This window comes from Mesorhizobium sp. B3-1-6 (assembly GCF_006439555.1).
Classification (GTDB): Bacteria; Pseudomonadota; Alphaproteobacteria; order Rhizobiales; family Rhizobiaceae; genus Mesorhizobium.
This window is the reverse complement of sequence record NZ_VFTM01000055.1, coordinates 1-21244: the sequence shown is the minus strand read 5'-3', so window position 1 is coordinate 21244 and position 21244 is coordinate 1. Positions and strand designations below refer to the sequence as shown.

Annotated in this window: 24 protein-coding genes and 1 tRNA gene; 7 read left to right on the top strand and 18 right to left on the bottom strand. The window is 61.8% G+C overall.

Features of this window, described 5'->3' with window-relative positions:
- Nucleotides 1-124: 124 nt before the first annotated feature.
- Complete coding sequence (locus FJ414_RS30310; RefSeq protein ID WP_140648022.1) at nt 125-325, bottom strand: hypothetical protein; 201 nt, start codon at nt 323-325, stop codon at nt 125-127.
- A 225-nt stretch (nt 326-550) separates the two neighbouring features.
- Here FJ414_RS30310 and FJ414_RS30305 point away from each other — a divergent pair.
- Nucleotides 551-625: transfer RNA gene (locus FJ414_RS30305), tRNA-Thr, on the top strand.
- Between the two features lie 45 nt (nt 626-670).
- Here the strand turns inward: FJ414_RS30305 and FJ414_RS30300 are convergent.
- Both FJ414_RS30300 and FJ414_RS30295 read right to left on the bottom strand, forming a co-directional pair.
- Nucleotides 671-1417: a GGDEF domain-containing protein gene (locus FJ414_RS30300; protein ID WP_246672537.1), complete on the bottom strand. Its 747-nt coding sequence runs from the start codon at nt 1415-1417 to the stop codon at nt 671-673.
- Nucleotides 1418-1671: 254 nt separating this feature from the next.
- Nucleotides 1672-2376: a thermonuclease family protein gene (locus tag FJ414_RS30295; protein WP_246672536.1), complete on the bottom strand. Its 705-nt coding sequence runs from the start codon at nt 2374-2376 to the stop codon at nt 1672-1674.
- A 148-nt stretch (nt 2377-2524) separates the two neighbouring features.
- Between FJ414_RS30295 and FJ414_RS30290 the strand changes: the two genes are divergently transcribed.
- Nucleotides 2525-3115, top strand: a complete 591-nt coding sequence (locus FJ414_RS30290) for a hypothetical protein (RefSeq protein WP_246672535.1) — start codon at nt 2525-2527, stop codon at nt 3113-3115.
- 29 nt (nt 3116-3144) lie between these two features.
- On the opposite strand, the gene FJ414_RS30285 is transcribed toward FJ414_RS30290, so the two are convergent.
- From FJ414_RS30285 to FJ414_RS30235, 11 genes are all read right to left on the bottom strand, one after another.
- Entirely contained in the window at nt 3145-3705 is a 561-nt protein-coding gene (locus FJ414_RS30285; protein WP_140648020.1) for a hypothetical protein, read from the bottom strand.
- Nucleotides 3702-4271 carry a L,D-transpeptidase gene (locus tag FJ414_RS30280; protein WP_140648019.1) on the bottom strand — a complete coding sequence of 190 codons (570 nt, stop codon included), beginning with the start codon at nt 4269-4271 and terminating at the stop codon, nt 3702-3704. Before FJ414_RS30280 ends, FJ414_RS30285 begins: the two co-directional genes overlap by 4 nt.
- On the bottom strand, nt 4258-5421 hold the full coding sequence (locus tag FJ414_RS30275; protein WP_140648018.1) for an AAA family ATPase: 1164 nt from the start codon (nt 5419-5421) through the stop codon (nt 4258-4260). The genes FJ414_RS30280 and FJ414_RS30275 overlap by 14 nt, the downstream gene beginning before the upstream one ends.
- Nucleotides 5418-6005, bottom strand: coding sequence for a TadE/TadG family type IV pilus assembly protein (locus FJ414_RS30270; protein ID WP_246672534.1), 588 nt, complete (start codon nt 6003-6005; stop codon nt 5418-5420). The genes FJ414_RS30275 and FJ414_RS30270 overlap by 4 nt, the downstream gene beginning before the upstream one ends.
- Nucleotides 6006-6045: 40 nt before the next feature.
- Nucleotides 6046-6588 carry a TadE/TadG family type IV pilus assembly protein gene (locus FJ414_RS30265; RefSeq protein ID WP_140648016.1) on the bottom strand — a complete coding sequence of 181 codons (543 nt, stop codon included), beginning with the start codon at nt 6586-6588 and terminating at the stop codon, nt 6046-6048.
- Between the two features lie 5 nt (nt 6589-6593).
- On the bottom strand, nt 6594-8117 hold the full coding sequence (locus FJ414_RS30260; protein ID WP_140648015.1) for a TadE/TadG family type IV pilus assembly protein: 1524 nt from the start codon (nt 8115-8117) through the stop codon (nt 6594-6596).
- Between the two features lie 65 nt (nt 8118-8182).
- Nucleotides 8183-8467, bottom strand: coding sequence for a hypothetical protein (locus FJ414_RS30255; RefSeq protein WP_140648014.1), 285 nt, complete (start codon nt 8465-8467; stop codon nt 8183-8185).
- On the bottom strand, nt 8454-9899 hold the full coding sequence (locus tag FJ414_RS30250; protein ID WP_140648013.1) for a type II and III secretion system protein family protein: 1446 nt from the start codon (nt 9897-9899) through the stop codon (nt 8454-8456). Before FJ414_RS30250 ends, FJ414_RS30255 begins: the two co-directional genes overlap by 14 nt.
- Nucleotides 9900-9954: 55 nt before the next feature.
- Nucleotides 9955-11016, bottom strand: a complete 1062-nt coding sequence (cpaB, locus tag FJ414_RS30245) for a Flp pilus assembly protein CpaB (RefSeq protein WP_140648012.1) — start codon at nt 11014-11016, stop codon at nt 9955-9957.
- A gap of 96 nt (nt 11017-11112) precedes the next feature.
- Nucleotides 11113-11352, bottom strand: a complete 240-nt coding sequence (locus FJ414_RS30240; RefSeq protein ID WP_140648011.1) for a Flp family type IVb pilin — start codon at nt 11350-11352, stop codon at nt 11113-11115.
- A gap of 61 nt (nt 11353-11413) precedes the next feature.
- Nucleotides 11414-11653 carry a Flp family type IVb pilin gene (locus tag FJ414_RS30235; RefSeq protein WP_140648010.1) on the bottom strand — a complete coding sequence of 80 codons (240 nt, stop codon included), beginning with the start codon at nt 11651-11653 and terminating at the stop codon, nt 11414-11416.
- A gap of 499 nt (nt 11654-12152) precedes the next feature.
- Between FJ414_RS30235 and FJ414_RS30230 the strand changes: the two genes are divergently transcribed.
- The 5 genes from FJ414_RS30230 to FJ414_RS30210 all read left to right on the top strand — a co-directional run bounded on the left by FJ414_RS30230 (nt 12153) and on the right by FJ414_RS30210 (nt 16621).
- A complete protein-coding gene (locus FJ414_RS30230; RefSeq protein WP_140648009.1) occupies nt 12153-13535 on the top strand; it encodes a CpaF family protein in 1383 nt (460 codons plus the stop codon).
- Entirely contained in the window at nt 13535-14506 is a 972-nt protein-coding gene (locus tag FJ414_RS30225; RefSeq protein WP_140648008.1) for a type II secretion system F family protein, read from the top strand. The genes FJ414_RS30230 and FJ414_RS30225 overlap by 1 nt, the downstream gene beginning before the upstream one ends.
- Before the next feature lie 78 nt (nt 14507-14584).
- Nucleotides 14585-15475, top strand: coding sequence for a type II secretion system F family protein (locus tag FJ414_RS30220; protein ID WP_140648007.1), 891 nt, complete (start codon nt 14585-14587; stop codon nt 15473-15475).
- A gap of 52 nt (nt 15476-15527) precedes the next feature.
- On the top strand, nt 15528-16079 hold the full coding sequence (locus tag FJ414_RS30215; RefSeq protein WP_140648006.1) for a tetratricopeptide repeat protein: 552 nt from the start codon (nt 15528-15530) through the stop codon (nt 16077-16079).
- Nucleotides 16076-16621, top strand: a complete 546-nt coding sequence (locus FJ414_RS30210) for a prepilin peptidase (RefSeq protein WP_140648005.1) — start codon at nt 16076-16078, stop codon at nt 16619-16621. The genes FJ414_RS30215 and FJ414_RS30210 overlap by 4 nt, the downstream gene beginning before the upstream one ends.
- An 11-nt stretch (nt 16622-16632) precedes the next feature.
- Here the strand turns inward: FJ414_RS30210 and FJ414_RS30205 are convergent, their stop codons facing one another.
- The 4 genes from FJ414_RS30205 to FJ414_RS32050 form a co-directional block, all read right to left on the bottom strand.
- Nucleotides 16633-17865: a penicillin-binding protein activator gene (locus tag FJ414_RS30205; protein ID WP_140648004.1), complete on the bottom strand. Its 1233-nt coding sequence runs from the start codon at nt 17863-17865 to the stop codon at nt 16633-16635.
- Nucleotides 17866-18095: 230 nt separating this feature from the next.
- Nucleotides 18096-18800, bottom strand: coding sequence for a transglycosylase SLT domain-containing protein (locus FJ414_RS30200; RefSeq protein WP_181181754.1), 705 nt, complete (start codon nt 18798-18800; stop codon nt 18096-18098).
- Between the two features lie 182 nt (nt 18801-18982).
- Nucleotides 18983-19351, bottom strand: a complete 369-nt coding sequence (locus FJ414_RS30195) for a hypothetical protein (RefSeq protein ID WP_140648003.1) — start codon at nt 19349-19351, stop codon at nt 18983-18985.
- A 72-nt stretch (nt 19352-19423) separates the two neighbouring features.
- A partial coding sequence (locus tag FJ414_RS32050; RefSeq protein ID WP_140648002.1) for a type I secretion C-terminal target domain-containing protein occupies nt 19424-21244 on the bottom strand: 1821 nt, incomplete at its 5' end.

Sequence of the window (21244 nt, the reverse complement as noted above, 5' to 3'; positions counted from 1 at the left end):
CGGCCAGAACAGGCCGGTTTCAATCGGTTGATGCGCCCGGCTTAGACCATTGGCCGGCTTGGTTCAAGAAATAGGATTTTCTTGAAACCGGACCAACTGTGACCGGCCAGTATGGCTGATTTGGTCAGTCCTTGTGCATTTTTCCAGCAGCCGGCAATCCTTCGGACCTTAGATCCGCGTCGCGGGCGCGCTGCTTGTCAGCGTCGCGGGCGCGCCGTGACCGCGTCTGGGCCTTGCGCTTCTGCAGATTGGCGCGCAGCGCCTCGGCCAGCCGGTCCTTGCGCTCGCCATCGCCTTTTTTCGGTGGATTTGCCTTGTCGTTCATCGTCCGATCCCTGGCCGGCGGTCAGCCGGCCGCGATTCCGCAATGGCTAGCATTTTAACGCGCCGATGTCATGGAAGCGGGCCGAGAGCCGGTTTCACGCTATGGATCAGCCGCGCATGCCGCCCCAAACCCGCATAATTGCCGGCAAGAATTAGATGCGACGCTTTGGGTTTTTCTTGGCCTTGCGCTTGCCGGTTCGATATGGCAGAAGCGCCGCCATCGCAGGCTGCGGTAGCTCAGTGGTAGAGCACTCCCTTGGTAAGGGAGAGGTCGAGAGTTCAATCCTCTCTCGCAGCACCAGCTTTCCAGAACATCGAAGTGAGCCTGTCGGGCGATCGCGCCGGCTCAGTTGGTGACGTGCGACAGCCGCAGGCCGGCTTCGTCCGAGGCCTCGGCCATGCCTTCCTCCGCGAAGCGGAACATGTCCTCGAAATCCAGCTCACGCTCGAAAATGACGCCGCCGACACTGATCGCAAGCACGTCCTTGTCGCCTTTCGGCGCGAAATAGATCTCGCCGACCGTGCCGCGAATGCGCTCGCCCACGTCCTTGGCGTCCTCTTCGCTCGCGCCCGGCAGGAAGACGCCGAACATCGAGGTTCCGATCCGGCCGATCAGATCGTCCTTGCGCACCGCGGACCGGATGGCCGACGCGATCAGCCGCAAGGCCTCGTCGCCCCATTCGAGGCCGAAACGCAGGTTGATCGACGTCAGATGTTGCGGATGGATCACCAGAAAGGCCCCCGAGCGCGGGCCGACCGGTCTCGCCGCCCTCCTGTCGACCATCGAGGTGAACACCTTGCCGTTCAGGCAGCCGGTCAGTTGGTCATAGGTGCCGAACCTGGTGAGTTCCTGCCGGTAGCGGCGCATCTCGATCTGTTGCCAGCCGGTGAGGGCAAACAACGGCAGACCGATGACGATCGGCACGACGATTGCCGTAACGGCCCCGCGGCCGAATGGTGTGAGGCTGTCGCTGAAAAGCAGCAAGTAGTTCAACCCCAGCGAAAGCGCGACGCAGGCGGCGGTGCCAAGCACGGCCAGCAAGATGAGGTGCTTCCACGTTTGAACCGCCGCGGTCGGTGTTTTCGTGGTCAAGGGCCAATCTCCTGTTCGACGCATCGTTTACAGGGGGCCGGTTACGATTTCGGTGTCAGGAAAGCGTACAATTTGATGCAAGTCGGCATCTTCTCCATGGCAAGCGCTGAATCCGGCGCGCCATCGGCCGCGGCCCGCGGCTGATGACCGGCCCGGTCGTCGGCCCAGGTTTTAGAATTGCCGAACCGCTCTGACCATTCTGCTTTCACGCAAGTCCGCGAGGAGAACTGGCCACTGACTTTCCCGCTGTCGCGTTATTGCGGTGGGCCGAAAATGCCCATCCGGGCGTTTCTCGCCACCACCTCCGCCTTGCCGTAAATGCCGGTCGGAGCGGCCATCGCCCAGCCGTTTGAAACCAGCCAGGCGCCGACATCCTGCTTGCCCAGCGCGCAGGGCGCCGCGATGGCGAAACGGTCGGCGTCCGGCGGCAGCAGGCATTTCAGCGCCCGGCCGCGCAGCCAGGCGTTGAAGACGGCCCGCGCCCGCTGGCCGCAGGGCCAGGCGGTGTCGTCGAACGTGCAGGTCCTGTCCGGATCTATGTCGACCGTCCCGCTGATGGCAACCGTGCGTCCCATGGCTTCGAAGACCGCCGCGGAGGTCGCGACCGGACCGAAAAGCAGGGTCTCGCGCCAATCCTGCGGCATCGGCGTCTTCGGTCGCGGCGCAAGCCCGAGTTCGCCAAGCGGAGGACGCGGTTCGATGCGCTCGATCCGGGATGGGTCGAGCGGCGGCGGCGCAATGAGATCCTCGGCGATCTTGCGCGCCGGCTGGCCCGGCCGCGCGTCATGGATCGGGGCATGGGAGACCGCCTTCAGGTCACCGGCGCCCTGAGCCGATGCGATCGAAGCGGGCGGCAGCCGGCGCCCGCCCTCGGCGATCAGCGCCATGCCTGCGAGCAGCCCGAGACCGCCGAGCGCGGACGCCAGCAACGGGCGGCCGGGCGGATTCGCCTGACTCACGCGCGGAACCCCGCGAGGTCGCGGCGGCTGTCGATGATGCCGCCCGAGCCCAACCCGTTAGCTCCTGTCGACACGGCGTCACCCCCGTTGAACCGGATCATACATTAGACATGAGCGACAATCCTTGAAAAGCAAGGCGTTGCGTTAAGTGTCGCGCAACCAATGCGGCCTAGAATCGGTGATCGGATGTCGAGGGGATGACACGATGCGCAAGCCGATACTGCTTTTTGCCTTTCCGGCCCTGGTGCTGCTTCTGCTGGCGGCGGAGCGAGCGGCAGCAATGCTTCTCGGCTTCTATCCGGCCAGCCCCGCTGTGTGGCATGCCTGGCTGGAGCTGCGCCCGTTCTCGACCATGTTCTGGCAGCAGGCGCACGTCTATCTCGGCGGGTCGTTGGCGCTGGATGCTGCCATTATCGTCTTCGCGGCAGGCGCCTGCTGGATGGCCAGCCGGTCCAAATGGTCCGGCGGCTTCTTTCTCGCCAATCATGCTGCAATTATTTTCGCCGGGTTCATGATGGCGCTGAGCAGCCACGCGGAAACGGCAAGCACTATTGCTGCCTTCGTTACGCCTCATGGGCTTCAGTTCTCGGTGATGGTCGACCTCAGCTTGCAGAACTGCCTGTTGCTATGCCTCGGTCTCGCGGCCTGCGCTTACTGCCATGTCGCGTTCCTGCACGAGACCAGGCAGCGCGCCGAAGCCCGCGCAGTCCGCATGTTGGCGCTGCAGCGCGATCTATAATCCAAAGCAGCAACGACAGCCCGGCGCGTTCAGTTGATCTTCTTGTAATAGACCTTGCCGTCGGGCTGCTGGATGCGCTGGTAGGCCGGGTTGGGCCCCGGAGGCGCGACCTTCCGCTTGAACGAGGGCCGCGCGTCGGCGGCATCGCCTCCGCTTTCGTCGGCCGCGGAAGCATCCGCCACCGTGGTGTTGTCGAGTAGGGCTGGCTCCGGCGCGCCAGGCGCTGGCTCGCTGGCGGCGACGGGCTGGCCTTGCTCCAGCTTGGCAATATTGCCGTTGATCTGGCCGAAATTCGCCTGCAACTGACGGTCCAGCGTCTCGAACCGGCTCTGGAAACCATTGTTGACGGTGTCGATGCGGGCGCCGATCCGCTGCTCGAACTGGCCGAGCTCTCCCAGCCGCGCCTCCATCGTCTTGAGGTCGTTGACGCCGCGATAGAGATAGACGGCGGCCGTCACGTTGACGAAGGTGATGAGCGCGGCGCCCACCGCGAGAACACCGATCAGTCTGGCCCGGCTGGGCTTTCCCGGAGCGGCTTCCCTGTGGCCGAGTTCGATTGCCGGAGCGTCCGGCTCGCTGATCATCGTCATTCAACCACCACCTTTGCGCCCACCGCGACGCGCTTGAAGAGATCGATCACATCGGTGTTCGTCAGCCGGAAGCATCCGGACGTGCCGTCGAAACCGACGCCCTTGGGATCGTTGGTGCCATGGATGCGATAGAGCGTGTCGCGCCCGTCGCGTGACAGATAAAGCGCCCGGGCGCCGAGCGGATTGTAGGGACCGGCCGGCACCATCGCCGGCAGTTCCGGCTGGCGCGCGCGCATTTCCTTGGGCGGACGCCATTGCGGCCATTCGGTCTTGGAGGCTACCTTGACCGTTCCGGTCCAGCCGAAGCCGTCGCGGCCGACGCTGATCTGGTAGCGCAGCGCCTGGCCCTGGCCCGTCACCAGGTAGAGCGCCTTCTCGTTTTTGCGGATGACGATCGTGCCCGGCTGCTCGCCGGTCTCAAAGGCGACCGCCTTGCGCAGGCTGGGGCCCATGGCCGGCAGCGGCGGCGATCCGGCCTCCGCCAAACCGCAAGCCGACACCAGCACCACGCCGGCCACAAAGGCACCGGCTAGGTGCGCGGCAGTGAAGCGGCTAGCGCTGGGCATTGTCTAGCCGTTCCTTGAACATGCGTTTCAAATCCTTGTTGAAGCGCGCGCGCCCATCCACCTCGGAAGGCAGGATGGCGCGGTTCAGCGCGTCGGCCAGAAGCGCGTTGTCCAGCGCCAGCGACTTGATGTGCGGCGCCTTGAAGATCTTCTCCAGCTCGCTGCGCGAGAAGTGGTTGCCGAACCATTTGCGCTTGTGCTTGTTGGCGACCAGCGTGATGCTGACCTTGTTGCCGCGCAATTCACGGATCTTCTTGTAGAGCCGCTTGCCTTGCCGCAGCGAGGCGACGTTGAGCTCGAAGACGATGAAGATCTCGTCGCTCGTGCGCAGCACCGAATCGTGCCACGGCGTCTCGATATTGGGCAGGTCGATGACGATGTCGTCGAAGCGGTAGGCGACGAGATCGAGCAGCCTGAAGACGAAGTCGGAACCGTGCGGCTCGAACGGCAACTGCGGCCGCTCGAAGGAGTAGAGCGTCAGGCCGGACGGCCGCGACAATTTGATGACGTCCATGAGCTCGACGTCGAGCCGGTCCGGCTGGCCGATGATGCCGGAGAGGTCGAACTGGTTGAACTGGTTCAGGTAGGCGCCGCAATTGGCGCTCTGGAAGTCGAGGTCGACGAGGCAGGTCGAGGCCGCGCGCTCGGCCGATTTCGAGGCAAGGTGCTCCGCCGCCGAGATCGCCAGCGTGGTTGCGCCGGCGCCGCCGCTGGCGGCGATGAAGGTGACGATGCGGCTCTTGGTGCCCTGGCTGCCGGTGTCGTGGAAGGTGACGGCGTTGAGCAGCTCCTTGGCGTCGAGCGGCTTGTGCAGCCAGTCCGACGCGTTCATGCGCACCAGGACGCGCGTCTGCTCGGAGGTGAGCTCGTCGGAGATCGCGATCAGCGGCACCGAGGCCCAGGCCGCGCGCGCCTCGACGATCGCCGCATTGCCGAGCAGTTCGCCATTGCCGAGATCGAGGATGATGATGCCAGGCCGGCTGTCGACAGGCGGCCCTTTGAGGAACTCCGCCGCGTCCGAGACCTTCACGTCATAGATCGCCAGCGCATCGAGCCTTGTCGTCACATCGTGCCTGAAGGCCGGATCGGACGAAAACAGCGCCACTTGCTTGCGCTTGGTTGGGAGAACCCTGGTGTCGATGGCGTTCATGGCGACGTACTCTTCAAATCTTCGCCCGTTACCGTGCTCTGCATGGAGGGCACCGTGAGGTTTGAGAACCCGAGCAGGCCGCCTAGGAAGAAGAACTGGAAATTGATGTTCTGCAGGCTGACGGTGATGGTCGGCACCGGTCCGTCCAATCGCGTCTGATAGCCGAGGCCGGTGGCGGTGTAGGTCACCACGACATTCGCGCGCTGCAAGCCCGGGAAAAACTGGCACATGCCGGGCCGTTGGCCGTTTGCTGGGCTAGGACAGGTATCGTCATTGGTGTTTGCCGTGTCGCCGCGGAAGATCCGGCTGAAAGCGGCGGCGCTGAATCCGCCGCCGTTGGTGCAGGAGCCCGCTCCCGTGCAGACGAAAGGACCGTAGGCGCCGGCAGCGACCGGAGCTCCCGGATTTGAAATCGGGGCGGCTGTCGTCAATGCCGACGCAACAGGATCGGAAATCGAGGCCAGTCTTGCGCCGATTTGGACCGCCTTGGTGGCGGCGTTCCATTGATAAAACGCGAAACCGAAATCGACGAAGCCGAGGGTCAGGACCAGCAGCAGCGTTAAAGAGATGGCCAACTCGACCATCGTTGCTCCATCCTCCGATCGTACGAACTGCTTCAGCATACTAAAATCGGATCAACCGCTCCTGATGGCTGGCCCCAAGCGTGACGGCGGTGAAGTTGAACAGCGAAAGCAATCCGGCGCTGTCAAGGCTGCCGTAGGCATAGCTGCCGGACGCCGTTACGATGCAGACCTGCGACGTGGTCGAGAGGTAGAGGACAGTGCCGGTGCTTGGATCAATCGCGTTTTTGCAAGTGGCCGGATCGGCGATGTTAATCGTGACATCCGACTTTTTCCAACCGTAAAGACGGGCAGGTCCTGTCCCTGCTACATTACCGAACACAGTGATGCTCTTGGCGAGATCGGCGCAGTCGATCGCCGCGAGCCCCGCATCGGTGTATAGCTTGCTGTTGCAGCGCGCGGCAAACCGCGCTCCGTCGGAGAGGCCGGTCTCCATCAACAGCTTGTCGTGGATGAGGTTGCCGAATTCGAACACGCCCGCCGACAGGAACAGCATCAGCGGGCCAACGAGCGCCATTTCGACAAGCACCGTGCCACGCTGGTCGCGGCGGAATCTCCTTAGATGACGAGCAATCAGCCGAACCATTGCCGTCACCGATAGAGCTGCGCTTCGTCGCGCAGAAAGTTGTCGAGCGTTCCTGCACCTTCGCGCCCGGTGACGTCGACGAGCTCAACCCTGATGGTTTGATCCGATCCGCTTTCGACCGTCTCGGTGATAAAGAAGCTACCGAAGGCCTCTACGGGCAGAGGCGGCGAGGAGTTGCCGCCTCCCATCAAGCCGGCGGCGGACAGCGCCTGGCAATTCAGTATCGCGCCATAGATGATGCGCCGGTCCGGATTGGAAACACTGTTTGACGAGCAGGCCGGTGTACCAATCTCGCCGCCATTCGAGGGATGGTCGACGATGCCTTGTGCGATTTCATAGCGATACACGTTATAGCGCGTCGGTTGGTTCGTGTTGCTGGCGGGGCTTATGCCATCGGCACCGACCGGCTTCGGCACCGTCACCGGATTCACGGTAGTGGCGAAATTGGTGCTCCAATATTGGTTGAAGTCCCAATCGCCATCTCCTACCCGTCCGCTGGCAATCGAGCAACTCGTGGAAAAGCAGTTGTCGCGCGGGAAGGCGTCATACTGTGTCGGGGCCGGGGGGCTGGCGATATCGGCATTGCACGCGCTGCCGCTGCCCTTGCCATTTGACTGGTAGCCCTTCCTGACATTTTCACCAGGTGCATAGTCGGGGTCGTTCTTGTTGCCGTTCATCGACCCGTTGTAGACATCGAAGCGGACGTTGAGCGCGTCACGGACCGTCGCGATGAAGCCGGGCCTCAGCAGCACGCCGCGCGAATTGTAGCAGGCCTGCGACCTGGTCTTGGCGATCATGTCGCGAATGGCGTTGGCGCCGCCGGAGCCGCCGGGCGGCTGCAGGAAGCCATAGTTGCCAGGCGAGTTCTGCGCTGAATTGCCACCCTGCTGGCGCAGTTCGATCAGGCGGCGGCGTTTTACGGGGTCGGCCGCAACGGAATAGATGGTGTCCCCCGTCCCTTCATAAGGGTTGCAGATATAGACCGGCGTGAAATTGCAGACCCCGCGCACGAAGCCGGCGACCGAGATCGCGCCGATGCTCATCGAATCGTCGTTGGCATTGCCGCTGTTGAAAGAAGCCGGGAACATCACGAAAAATCCGACCGGCGTAACCCGCACCTCGACGAACCTCGCCTCAATCGCTCCCGCCACCTCATCGGTGATGACATTGGCAGCGGTAATAGGTTGATCATCAGAGGCGGGGAGAGATCGCAGGTAGCGCCGCGTCACGCCAGCGGCCTTTAGCGTCTGGTAGGCCCCAGACGTGCCGGCGAAGGCGTAATTATTTGCGACCAGATTGGCAAGGGCCCGGTCCGCCCTGGTGATGGAATCGGCGCGACCATCAAGTTCGGCAGCAGCGGCGATCGACATCGCGTCGGTCCCCTTCTGCAGATCGTTGTGCAGATTGTTCATCCGGCTCATGTCGATCGCCAGCACGGACAAACCGATGATCGCCGGCAGCATTATGCTGACGAGGATCAACGCTAATCCACTCTGATCGTGCCAGAACGCGCGAATGGTTCGCAGCATGGCCTACCCTTACCCTTCGTGTCGGGCTCCTCGCTTGCCCGATACACCGCTTCCTTTCGTTCAGTTCACTGCGTGTTCGGACCGACGTTGACCGTCATGTTCGTTGTTGGCGGCGGAGGCGGCGGAATTCTGTACCGCTGGACTGCTCCGACGGACCGTGCGCCGTCGCCTTCGATCTTCGTGTTGTTCGAAACCGGATTGTATGGGTCGACCGTCTGCAGCAGCTGGTTGGCTTTCTGCGAGTCCCCCGATGCCAAAGTCATCGTATCGTAGTTGTTCAGATAGTCGGCCGCGCAGCCGGCAAGCAGGCTGGTGCCGAGAAGAACGAGCAGAAGCTTATTTCTTGACATAGACCAGCTTGTCCTTCGATTTGACATCCAGCATGTGGCCGTAGGGGCCGGTGACGCCGTCGCCATGCTCGTACATGCGGATCATGTCCTTGCTGACTTCGAGCTGGCCGAGCAGCATGAGCTCCGGGTCGTTCGCCGGCCTCGTCTTGTCAAAAGGCGTCGCCAATTGCTCGCCCGGCTTCACCGGCCGCACGAGATGCGGCGTGACGATGACGACCAGTTCGGTCTCTTCCTTCTGCGTGCTCGAATTTTTGAACAGCGCGCCGACGATCGGTACCTGGCCTAGCCACGGCACCTGGTCCTGCAGCCTTGTATTCTTGCTGGACAGAAGTCCCCCAACCGCGAAACTCTGGCCGTCACGCAACTCGACCACGGTCGAGAGCTTCCTATTGGTGAAGATCGGGTCACCGGCGGGGGTGAACCCTGTCAGGTCGCTGACTTCAGGCGAGAGCTTGATGTGTATCTTGCCGTCGTCGAGCACGACGGGGATGAAGTTAAGATTGACGCCGAATTGTTTGTACTGGATCTGGACTTCACCATTGGTGGTGGTGCTGCGGATTGGGACTTCGCCACCGGCGTTGAAGCTGGCCACCTCGCCGGACACCGTGGTCAGATTCGGTTCGGCCAGCAATCGCACGACGCCTTTCGACTCGAGCGCCTGGATAATCAGGTCGACTTTGACGTTGCTGTCGATAATGCGCGTGATCAGCGCCCCAAATGGGCTTGAGCCTGACAGAAGCCCGCTGACCAGGTCGCCGGGTCCAAGCACCGTTCCATCTTTATCCACAGTTGCATCACCAGTTCCAAAAGCGGTTTTGCCGCTCCGATTTGCGCCCCTGAAGGACACCCCGAGATCGCGGTCGGCATTGCGTTTGGCTTCCAGGATGCGCACCGAAAGATTGACCTGCTCGCTGTCATCGATCGTCACCGCATTGATGATCGCGTCCGGACCATATTGCTGGGTGACCTCCACGATGGACGCCAGCGTTGCGGCGTCCTTGACATGGCCGGAAAGCCTGATCTTGCCGTTGATGGAACCGATCTCGATGCGAGCCCTTGGCGCCACCTGGCGAATAGCGACCGCCATGTCGCTGACATCCTGGCCGACCTCGATCTGGATGGCGCCGAGCGAGCGCTTGTCCTCGGAGAAGAGATTGACCGTGGTGGTGCCGACGCTCTTGCCGATAATATAAAGCGTCTTGTCGGTCATAGGCTGCGCATCGGCGATCTTCTCGTCGCCGACGACGATATCGCCCAGCGTGGCGTTGACCTGGATCGTTGCGGATTGAGAAATGGGCACGAACACGCGGTGCAGCGACGGACTCGACACATCGATGAAGCGATCGGCGGCATGAACCGCGGGGCTGAACGCCAACAAAATGCAGGACCAGGCCAAAGCGGCGGCGGCCAGTGATCCCCGAAAAATTCGCATCTAGGTCGTCCCCCTTTGTGGACCCACCCGGATCCCCTTAATCCGAATGCGCCGCTTATCTCTGCCGGGGCACGTCGTATGTTTCGAGCTTCACGCCTCGGAAGACACCTATTGTAGCGCGGGCTGGCGGCTCCGGCTGCACATATTTTACCACTTCCTTTACAACTTCCTGCGTTTGTGGTGCGGGCGCAACAGCAGGTGCGGGCTTTACCTTGCTCAACTGGTCGATCTGGCTGCCCACCCGGTCCACGGCTTGGGCCAGACCGGCGATCTTTTCGTCCGAACGCTTGCGCTCGTCATCGGCGCGCTTGCGGTCCGCCGCGGCTGCGGCGTCGGCGGCCTTCTGCCTGTCGAGCTCGGCCTGCCTCTTGGCAACATCTTCCGGGGTGTCGCCGGTCAAATCTGAAAGCGTAACACGCTCAGTCGTCTCGCCATTGCCGGCAGCGGCTTGGCGAAGCGCCAGCGACAATTGGCCAGCGCCAGCAGCCAGGGTTAGCTTCTGCGCATCCTTGGTGTTGACTTCGACGGTGACTGCCTTGACGACCGTCGGGCTATCCTTGCTCTCGTCGGCAACCTGGTCGACGGCAAGAACCTTGACGCTCTGCAGCAGCACATCGACAAAACTCTTTGGCGCGCCGCCGTCGTCCTGGGTAGTACGGGTCAGCAGAATGTCAACCCGGTCGCCGGGAAAGACAAAACCGGCCACGCCCAGCACGTCATTGACTCTGATGGAAACAGCCTTCATGCCTTCGCCAAGCACCGCCGAAAGCGTTGCGCGTTGGCCCGGGCCTGTGATCTTGCCGGCCAGAACAGGCTCGTTGACGCCGATTGCTTGCAGCGCTTGCTTGCTGCCTTGACCCGCCAGCAGGTCCTTGGTCGTCCTGAAAGCTCCGGCTGGAACGGCGCCCGCTGGCCAGGCAATTTCCTGAAGCTTGTCGGCAGTCAGCGTGTCGCCGAACTTCAACGCCGCCGCTGCCACCACCACCGTGTCGCGCTTGACATTATCGGTCTGGGCCATCGCGTTTCGCTGGTCGGCGAGCCAGATGTTGGCTAGCACAACTGCTAGAACGCCAAATACGCAGGCGAGGACAATCATGATGACAGTGTTAGCGCGCATAAGCCCACCCCAAAAAGGCTTCCTATGATCTGCCGCATCAGCCCATAGCGGCGTAGTGCCAGGCCCGGGCCTGAGGACCCGGGCCTGGGATTAACATCAGGTGCCGACGCCCGTGCCCTTGACGCAGGTACCGAAAGTACCAGCGGTGCCAGTGGAGCCCTTGCCGTCGAGAATGTCGCACAGGCCGCCGAAGCGGCCGCTGACCCACAGACCGATTGCGACGATCGCTAGGATCGCCGCGCCGGCGATGATGCCGACCAGGATCGAATATTCGACCATGGCAGCGCCATTTTGGTCATCGCGGAACTGCTTAGCTATGCTGATAAGCTTTTCCATTGAATTCTCCTTTGGTCAGTCTCTGGCCCGGACCTGAGGGTCCGGGCCAGAGGAATAACCATCAGGTGCCGACGCCGGTGCCCTTGACGCAGGTACCGAACGTACCAGCGGTGCCCGTCGAGCCCTTGCCGTTCAGAATGTCGCAGAGGCCGCCGAAACGTCCGCTGACCCAGAGACCGATTGCAACGATCGCCAGGATCGCCGCACCGGCAATAATGCCGACGAGGATGGAATATTCGACCATAGCAGCGCCGTTTTCATCGTCGCGGAACTGCCGGGTCATCGTCATGAGCTTCTTCATGCCAATTTCTCCCTTTGGAGGTTTGAACCCGACGAGACGAGCCTAAGGATGAACCCCATACCCAAGCATCCCCCGTCACGTTCAATCCTAGGTCGCGTGAAAAAGCAGAGTCAAACGGATTAACAGTCCCTTAACCTTTCAATACCTGAGAGGCGAGGATTTAAGTTTGGACAACAGCTTGATTCGCCTCGCTTTTCAAGCCGTCTTAACCATTCATTCACAATTCGGCCACGGTTACGCCTTTCCGTTGACGAATTAGAAGGCCTACATAATTTATTATATCTAATGGGTTAGCGACCTTTGTCCTTACTTGGTGGGCAAAGGTCCTAGGACTTTGGTCGGCATTCTTACGGCATGGTGAAAGTGAAACAGTTTTATCGGAACTTAATTTTTTAACTATGTTGCAAGTAACACACGCTTCCGGCCTGCTAGCTGCTTGTGCGTCTCGTGGTTAACGCTTAGTTTCGATCGTGGGGATTTGGCAGGGGGCTCGCGCGGCATGTTGGGTCGCTTCATCAAAGGACAGAGTGAGCAGCGGGCGCTGCAGCCAGCGGCTGTTGTCAAGGGGCTGAATGGAGCGGCGACCGTCCCTGCGGCAGAAGTCGAACAAAATGACGATTTCCTGACGCTCAAGGTGGAACTGCATCGTCACCTGATCGACCGCTTCAACCTGACGGCTCTGGAAAATGCGTCCAAGGACGAGATCCTGAATGAGATCAGGCCGATCGTTCGCGAATTCGTTCGCGCTCGCAATGTACCGCTCAACGCGCGCGAATTGGATCAACTGACCAGCGATACGGCTGACGAGATGCTGGGTCTCGGACCGATCGAGCCGCTGCTCAAGGACGATTCGATCGCCGACATTCTGATCAATACCCACAACCACGTCTTCATCGAGCGGCGGGGCGTGCTCGAGGAAACCTCGATCCGGTTCCGTGACGAGGCGCATCTGCTGCGCGTCGTCAATAAGATCGTCTCGGCTATTGGCCGTCGAGTCGATGAATCCGCGCCGATGGTCGACGCCCGCCTCGAAGACGGCTCACGCGTCAACATCGCCGTGCGACCGATCTCGGTCGACGGCCCGTTGGTATCGATCCGTAAATTCTCCAAGAATCCATATTCGCTCGAACGCCTGATGGCCTTCAATTCGATCCGGCAGCCAATGGTCGATCTGCTGCGAATCGCGGTGCAATCACGCAAGTCGATCCTGGTCTCGGGCGGCACCGGCAGCGGCAAGACGACCTTGCTCAACGCGCTGTCGAGCTACATTCCGGCCAAGGAGCGGATGATCACCATCGAGGACGCGGCCGAGCTGCAATTGCAGCAGCCGCATGTCGGCAGGCTGGAGACGCGCCCGCCCAATGTCGAGGGCAAGGGCGAGGTGCGCCAGCGCGAACTGGTCAAGAATGCGCTGCGTATGCGGCCGGACCGCATCATCGTCGGCGAGGTGCGCGGCGAGGAGGCCTTCGACATGCTTCAGGCCATGAACACCGGCCACGAAGGGTCGATGACCACCATCCACGCCAATACGCCACGCGACGCGCTCTCGCGCCTGGAACAGATGGTCGGCATGGCAGGTATGCCGATGACCCACGAATCCATCCGAGCACAGATCGCTTCGGCCATCGACATTATCGTGCAGACGCAGCGCCTCTCCGATGGCGGCCGGCGGGTTATTTCGATTTCGGAACTGACCGGCATGGAGGGCAATGTCGTCCAGTTGCAGGAACTCTATCACTTTGTCCGCCGTGATATTGGGGCGGATGGCCAGATCATCGGCGAATTCCGCGCCACCGGCATCCGCCCGCGCTTTGCCCAGGAAGCGGCAACCCTTGGCCTTCATTTCGGCAAGGATGCTTTCAACCCGCAGGTTCCGCTCTAATGCTGACCGGCCAGACCCTAATCTACTTTATCTATGTGTTGGCAGCGGCTTCCGTCATCCTCGCGGCCGAAGCGCTTTTCGTTTCCTATTCCAGCGGCCGCACGCGAGCTGGCACCATCAATCGGCGGCTGAAACGCCTGACTGATGAAGCGCCTGCAGAGCAGACCTTGCAAGGTTTGCTGCGCGAACGTGGTCTGACAGACTCCGGCGACTACATTTTTGGCGCGGTCGCACTGAACCGGCTGTACACGCAGTCGGGCATCACCGGAAATCCGTTGACATTTGCCGCCATCTTCATTTTGGCAGGACTGGTTGTGGCATTGCTCCTCAAGCTGCTGGCGGGACTTTCGGCAATCGCCGCCTTCGCCGCCTTCGTTGTTGTTGGCTTCGTCCTACCGATCCTCTTCCTTCGCCGGACCCGCGACAAGCGGATCATGAAATTCGCCAAGCAATTGCCCAATGCGCTCGACATGATCGTGCGTTCGCTGCGCGCCGGTCACCCAGTCTCGGTAGCGGTTGGTCTTGTAGCGCGCGAAATGCCTGACCCGCTCGGCACCGAATTCGGCATCGTTTCCGACGAAATCACCTTCGGATTGAGCATCGAGCAGGCGGCGCGAAAGCTCTCGGAGCGTGTCGGCTTTGAAGGACTGCATCTCCTTTCAGTGTCGCTTTCAATTCAGTCCAAGACCGGTGGCAATCTCACAGAGATCCTTGCAAATCTGTCGGCCGTGCTGCGTGAGCGGCAAAAGCTCCGGCTGAAGATCAGGGCACTCTCTGCCGAGGGCCGTTTCTCGGCATGGTTCATCTCGCTCTTCCCGCTCGTCATGTTCGCGATCCTTTGGCTTTCTGCCCCGAGTTATTATGGAGCGGTCTGGGGTAACCCGCTTATCTTCCCAGTGTTCACGATCTTCGGTGTGTGGGCTCTGCTCGGTGACTTCATCATGTATCGTATGATCAACTTCGATTTCTGATAGGAGCGGGTTATCAACGTCGTTTCGAACATCCTGAGTTCTGGGCTTCTCATCTCGCTTACGGTTTTTCTGGCGGCGATGGCGCTGTTCCTGTTCGGCGGGCTGGTCTTCCTGCCTGCCTTTCAGACTCGCAAGCTAGTCGGCGAAAGCCTGCTGTCGGAAGGAGGACTGAACAGGCGTTCGCTGGACGCTCAGCAGCAACTCGTCAAGATTGCGGCGCAGCGACCCGTCGACGCCTATTTCCGCGCGCTCGAGAAGGAACGCGGCGAGCCAAATGCGCTCGAAGCACGGCTTTTTCGAGCAGGATTCTATTATTCCAGCGCGCCGGTCCTCTACACCTTGTCGCGCATCGCAGCCGTCGCCATCGGTTTTCTCGGGTGTTATGCCGGACTGGTCGCCGCGGTCCCGCCGGAAATCCCAGGCTTCATATTGTTCGCTGGCGCTGCCCTGTTCGGTCTCGCTTGTCTGGTCATTCCAAGCATCGCGCTCGATCGATTCGAGAACGCGCAGAAACAGACCTACCGCCGCGGCTTCCCCGATTTCATGGACATGATGATCACCTGCGCCGACGCCGGCATGAGCCTGGAAGCGGCGGTCGAGCGCGTGAGCCAGGAAATGGCGGGCACCCACAAATGGTTGGGTATCCAGCTCTCGATCATGAATCTGCAGCTGCGTGCCGGCAAGCCGCTGCGCGATGCACTGCGCGAGCTTGCGGACCGCATCGGCCTCGACGAGGCGCGTTCGCTTGCCGTACTGTTTCGGCAGTCGGAAGAACTTGGCACCAGCCTGACTGAGGCCCTTCGTGTGTACAGCGACGAAATGCGCACGCAGCGTATCTTCTACGCGGAGGAGAAAGCCAATGCGCTGCCCGTCAAGATGATGATCCCGCTCGGCGTCTGTATCTTTCCCGTGGTGCTGATGATCGTTCTTTTGCCGGTGATCATTCGCATGAGAGGCATTTTCTTCTAGTCGGTCGTATGAATAGGCTTTAAAACAAAGTCGGGGACTCGTGGGACACACTATGACACGGCCAAAGCGCCTCGCATTAGCGATCAGCCTGCTGCTTATTTTTCTTGCAGGCTGCCAGACGAAAGACCTCGCCGACGGTGTCGTGCGCACCAACGAGCCGGCCAAGGGCGACTACACTGCATTCGGCGATGCCTTCGATGGGCTGAAGACCGTCAGCGATGTCGACTACTATGCCTCCGACCAAGCGGTCACCGAGGCCAAGACCCAATTCCGCTCGGAAAACTACGGCAACGCCGGTGCCTTGTTCTACAAGGCAACCCGGCTGGCACCGAATGACGGCGTCGCCTGGCTTGGCCTTGCCGCGTCCTGCGACCGTATCCGGCGCTTCGATCTGGCTGACATGGCTTATGCTAGGGCCTATCGTCTGCTCGGCGCCACGCCGGAATATTACAACAACGTCGGCTATTCCTATCTGCTGCGTGGCAAGCTGCAGGATGCGCGCACCAACTTCCTCAAGGCCTATGAGCTCGCGCCCAACGATCCGACCGTGGCCAACAATCTGAAGCTCCTGTCCTCCAGCGTACGGAACATCGAGCGGTCATGAGCCTTTTGCTCGCCGCTTCGCTCATCTTCAAGGGACTGGCAATCCTGTTGCTCGGGCGTGTCGCCTGGACTGATTTTTCTACGCAGCGCATCTCGAACCGTGATGTACTGCTGTTGCTCTGCCTCGGTCTGGGAACACTGCATTTCCATGCATTGCAGACCGGGTCGTGGTTGGAAATGGGCATCAGCGCGATCGGCGGCGTGATCCTTTTCGCCGCGCTCTTTCCGTTCTGGCTTCTGCGCAAGGTTGGCGCAGGCGACGTCAAGCTGATGAGCGTTATGCCATTTCTGATTGGCGGAACCGACCTGGTCGTATTTTCAGTACTGCTGCTGGCTTTCGCCATCGCCACCGCGGCCGTGGTCAAGAATCCTTTTCTTCTACCCGCAGGCATGTTCCGCCACTACGTGCAACACCTGGACCGTAAGGGCGTCGTGCCGTTCGGCGTGCCGATTTCGGCTGCTGCCATCTGCGCGATAGCTTTGCAGATGTATTACGCACTAATGGTTGCAACCAGTTCCGGGATCCTGCAGCAGCTCAACTGAGCTCGCCCCCTTCAAAACCCCGCCGTCTGCTTCTCCACCAGCTTAAGCTGGCCCTTCTCCACCTTGAAGAAAGGCATCGACCGTTGGCTCGAGCCGTCGCTGCGGAAGCGGAAGAGGCCGGTCGAGCCGCGGAAGCCGGTCGCGTTCTCCAGCACCCGCTTGCTGAAGCCGTCGGGGCCGGCCGAGCTCGCTATGCCAGCGCTCAGCGCCACCATGTCGTAGGCATAGGCAACGTTGACGTCCGGCTGGTACTTGTAGGTCGCCTTGAAGCGGTCGGCGATCGGCCCGGTCTCGCCCTCGTCGAGCGTCGCGATATAGGCGCCCTCATAGAGCGGATCCATTGGCCGCTCGAGCCAGCGGTCGGTGCCGATCAGCGTCACCGCCTTGCCGGGAATGCCTTTTGCCTTCAGCGCCGAGAGCACGGCGATAGGGCTGCCGTCGCCGCAGGCGACGACCACCGCGTCGGGCGCCTCGACCAGCGAGCCCATGTCTGACACCACCTTGGCGCCGCCATCCGTCGCCGAATAGGGCAGCGTTACCGCAAGCGTGGCGCCATAGATGCTGAGCGCGTTGGCGACACGGGATTCGATGGGGCTCGAATCCGCGCCCGAAGGCACCATCAGCACGAATTTCCTGGCGCCCTTGCTGGCGATCGCCGCCGCGCCCGCGGCGGCGCTGTCGGCTTCGCTGAGCCTTACCGAATAGACGCCGGGGCCGCCGGCGAAATTGTCGGCCAACGCCAGCACCGGCGGCCGCTTCGAGCCGGAGAGCTTGGCAAGGTGCTGCGCCGCCGCAAGCTCGGACGGCCCGATGACGACCTTCGCCGTGCCCGAGGTGATCGCCTTCACCGCGAGGTCCTTGGCGTAGCCGCTGTCGCCGCGCGTATCCTCGATCGTCAGCGTCAAAAGCTTGTCGCCGAGGTCGGCCATCGCCAGCCGCGCGCCGTCATACATTTTCCGGCCGTTCTCACCCGTGCTGCCGGGTGCCGAAAGCGGCAGCAGCATGGCCACCTTGGTCGGTCCCGCGCCGAGCGTCAGCTGGGCCTTGGCGGCGGCGGCCGAGGTCGGGCCGCCCGACGTCGCGCTGGCCAAAGTTTGACCGCTTGCCTGCTGGGCGGACGCCGCCGGAGTGCCAGCCTGGCCCGCGGGTGCCGTAATCGCCGATGGATCGAGCACATCCGACGCGCCGCTCTTGGACTGGCATCCGCACAGCGTCGCCACGAGCCCCAGAGCGATCGCCCCCAATGCATGTCGCCCAAAAGTGGTCCCGGTTTTGGGGAGACGACATGCATCCGACAAAGACCTGAAGCGCGCCGCAACGATCCGTTTCGGCGCGGCGCGCTTCAGGTCCGGATCGTGTCGCTCAACTTTCATGATGCTTCCACCCATATGCCGCCAGGTATTTGCCCCGGTCTGTCTTCAACCGACCTTACCGTCTTGCTTGCTTGGCCGTCCCGTGATTCTTGCGTCATGGTTTAGCCATCGAAGAGCCGCGCTCTCAGCGCCTGTATCGCCCTTGCTTGCGCCGGGCTGCGATACTCGGCGCATTTCATGTAGCGCGGCCCGGGCACGAACGATCGGCGCACGCACACGCGTTTCTCCTGGCCGGTGACCGCGCCGTCCATGGAAGCGTCGGAGAAGCCGATCGTCGAGACGTCGGAGAATCCGATCGTCGCCACCGGCAGCGGCCCGGCCACATCGAGGCCTTCCCGTGCCAGGATCGCGCGTGCGCGCTGGCAGTAGTTGACCGAGCGGACCGAGAAGCGGGTTTCCCCGTGCCCGGCCCGGTATTTCATCACGGTGGTGCAAAGATCGCCCGCGGAGAGCCTATTTGCCTGCGCCAGATATCTGACGCCGAGCGCGATGTTGGTGGCAGGCTCGCCAAGCTCGTCGAGCGAACCGCGAAAGCCGAGCATCCGCGCCGTTGCCGGCATCACCTGCATCAGGCCGACTTCGCCATCGGCGCCGCGCACGCCAGGATCGAAGCCGCTTTCGATCTCCATCACCGCATGCGCCAGCACCGGCTCGAGGCCGTAGAGCGACGCCTGGCAGGTGGCGAATGCCTTGAATGTCTCGCGGGTCCGCTCCGGCGCCGCAGCGCAGTGCGCCGGCCGCGCCCTCAACGGCTGCGGCCGTTCCAGCCAGTTGGCGTGGACAGATGTTTGACCGAGACCAAGCAAGGCGACCGCCAAAGCAATTCCAGGAAAAGTGCGTAGCGGTTTTCCGTTCGGAATTGCGTCAAAACAACGAGATAGATCGTTTCGCCGTTTCCGTGAAACGATGAAACGATCTAGCGCGATCGCCTTGACTGGCTTTCCGTCAGCCGCCATCGCAGCCAGTCGGCGTCCGCTTGCCCGTCAGCTCAATGCATATATTCGACCATGCGGTCGTGGAAGCACTCGCATTTGTTGAGCGTGTCTTCGTCCTTGTAGTTCGTCTTGAGGTAGCCATAGGCCATGCCGCAGGCGACCTTGGCTTCCGACGCCCAGACGAAGGCGGGGCGCGACGAGTTGATCCATTCCGGGCTGTTGGCGACGGCGACCGATTCGTCCATCAGCTTCACCACATGGTCCTTGAGCTCGACCATGTTGTCGGTCAGCACCAGGTCCGATGTGCCGACGGTGCGGCAATAATTCACCGCCGGCTCGCCGATGATGTCGGCGGCGAAGCCCGTCGATCCGGCCAGCAGCAGCGCCGCGGCCGAAGCCAGCAATCTTACGGAACGTTTCATGTAAGCCCCTCTTCGAATTGCGAATTCATGCGTTGCTAATGCTTAGCATGGAAGCGTGGCCACGCATAAGTGCTAAATCGTGGCCGTATGCTGTTGATGGTTCGAGTCGTCATAGAGAATGTTGATCGTGCCGGCGGCAGGCGTGTTCGTCAGTTGCGCCACGTCCACGAAAGTCGCGCCGCCGGCCGCGCCGTTGGTGTCGACGCTCAGCGTCTTCGTGCCGGCGTCATAGTGCACGTAGTCGGCGATGTTGCCTCCCGGCGCGGTCTCGAACAGCGACGATAGGTCGATCTTGTCGCCTTCGGCACCCTTGTAGTCGGTGATGAGATCCTTGATGTCGAGGTGGTCGAGCCTGAACGTGTCGGCGCCGGTGCCGCCCGTCAGCGTGTCCTGCCCAGCACCGCCGACGAGCAGGTCGTTGCCGGCCCCGCCATTGAGCGTATCGTTGCCGGCGCCGCCGACTAGCGTGTCGTTGCCGCCCGCTCCACTCAAATTGTCGACTCCGCCTCCGCCATACAGCATGTTCCCGACATCGTTGCCGGTGATGGTGTCGTCGAAAGCAGACCCGATGATATCGGGCGCCGCCGCCGTCGACGTGTAGATATGCGAAGCGCCGGCGGCGTCCGCCGAGTGATCCGCAATCGGGTTCCCGCTCAGCGTCACGCCGATCAGACTTGTCGCCAGGTCACCGTCCGCGTCCACGATCTGGATCGGCAGATTGAAGTTGACGGGGTTGGTGCTCTGAACGGCTGCGCCGAACCCGGTGATGGCGAAGTCGTCGCCGCTCGTGTTCAACAATTCCAGGCTGTTGTAGCCGTCGGCCGTGAACGTTGAGACGGAAACATGGTCGTCCATTATACCTGTTATCTGAGCGGCATAATGAACTGCGGCGGTGGGATCCACATCGACGAAGTGAACCGTGTAGGTTCTGTCCGTCAGCCCACCCGGACTACCAACCGTGTATGTCGTTGCGTTGGTGCCGATGGTCGCGAAATCGACGATCTGCGTCTGCCCGTCATACGCGATCGCGACCGACGTGACCGAATCGAGTGCACCGTCCCCAACGACCTTGTTGTTGTCGGTACCCGTCGTGGCGTTGTCGTCCTTGGCCGTGATTTGAAGCACGGTGTTGGTGTTTCCGTCGCCAAAGGTGAAGGTGGCGCCGTTGGCGGTATAGTGATTGTCGAACACGTGGTCGCGGTTGGCGACGACGCCATAGCCGCCGGATCCCATCGTGTTGCCGGTCAAATCCTGGACGAAGTCGACCCGGATGCCTTCGCCCGCGCCGATGTTCTGCCCGCCGGCGCCACCGCCGACACCGAAGGAGTTCGCGTTGCCGTTGATGGTCGTGCCGGTGCCGAAAGGCGTGAAAAGCACGTCCTGCGAATTATCGTCGACCGGGGTGCCGGAGTTCTTCTGACCGGTGGGTACGAAGCCGGCCCAGGCGCCGTTGCCGCCGTCGAAATCATACGAGCCGTTGGAGAAAGTCACCTGCGTCAGGCTGTCGACCGTTCCGTTCATGGCCACAGTATAGTTGGCGTTCTGGGCGTCGAGCGAGACCGTGAACACCGCCACCCCGTTGGCATTTCCATACAGGGTATGACCGTCCGCGGACACGTCGTAGATGATGTGGGCGCCGCCCGAAGTCAGGCCGCTGTCCGCGCCATCGAGAGACGCCGCGAAAATCGCCGTGCCGGCGCCGTCCGCCCCGTAGTTGTTGGTCAGCGTGTGGTCTGCGTCGAGGGCAAACGTGGCCGAATGACCTGCACCGTTCGCCAACACGGCATAGTCAGGCGCGACTGCTGTGGGGCCGTCATCGAGGAAGGTGACGGCGCCGCCGATGTTGATGGCGCCGGTGGAGGCGGTGTCGCCATCGGCGTCCGTCACCGTCGC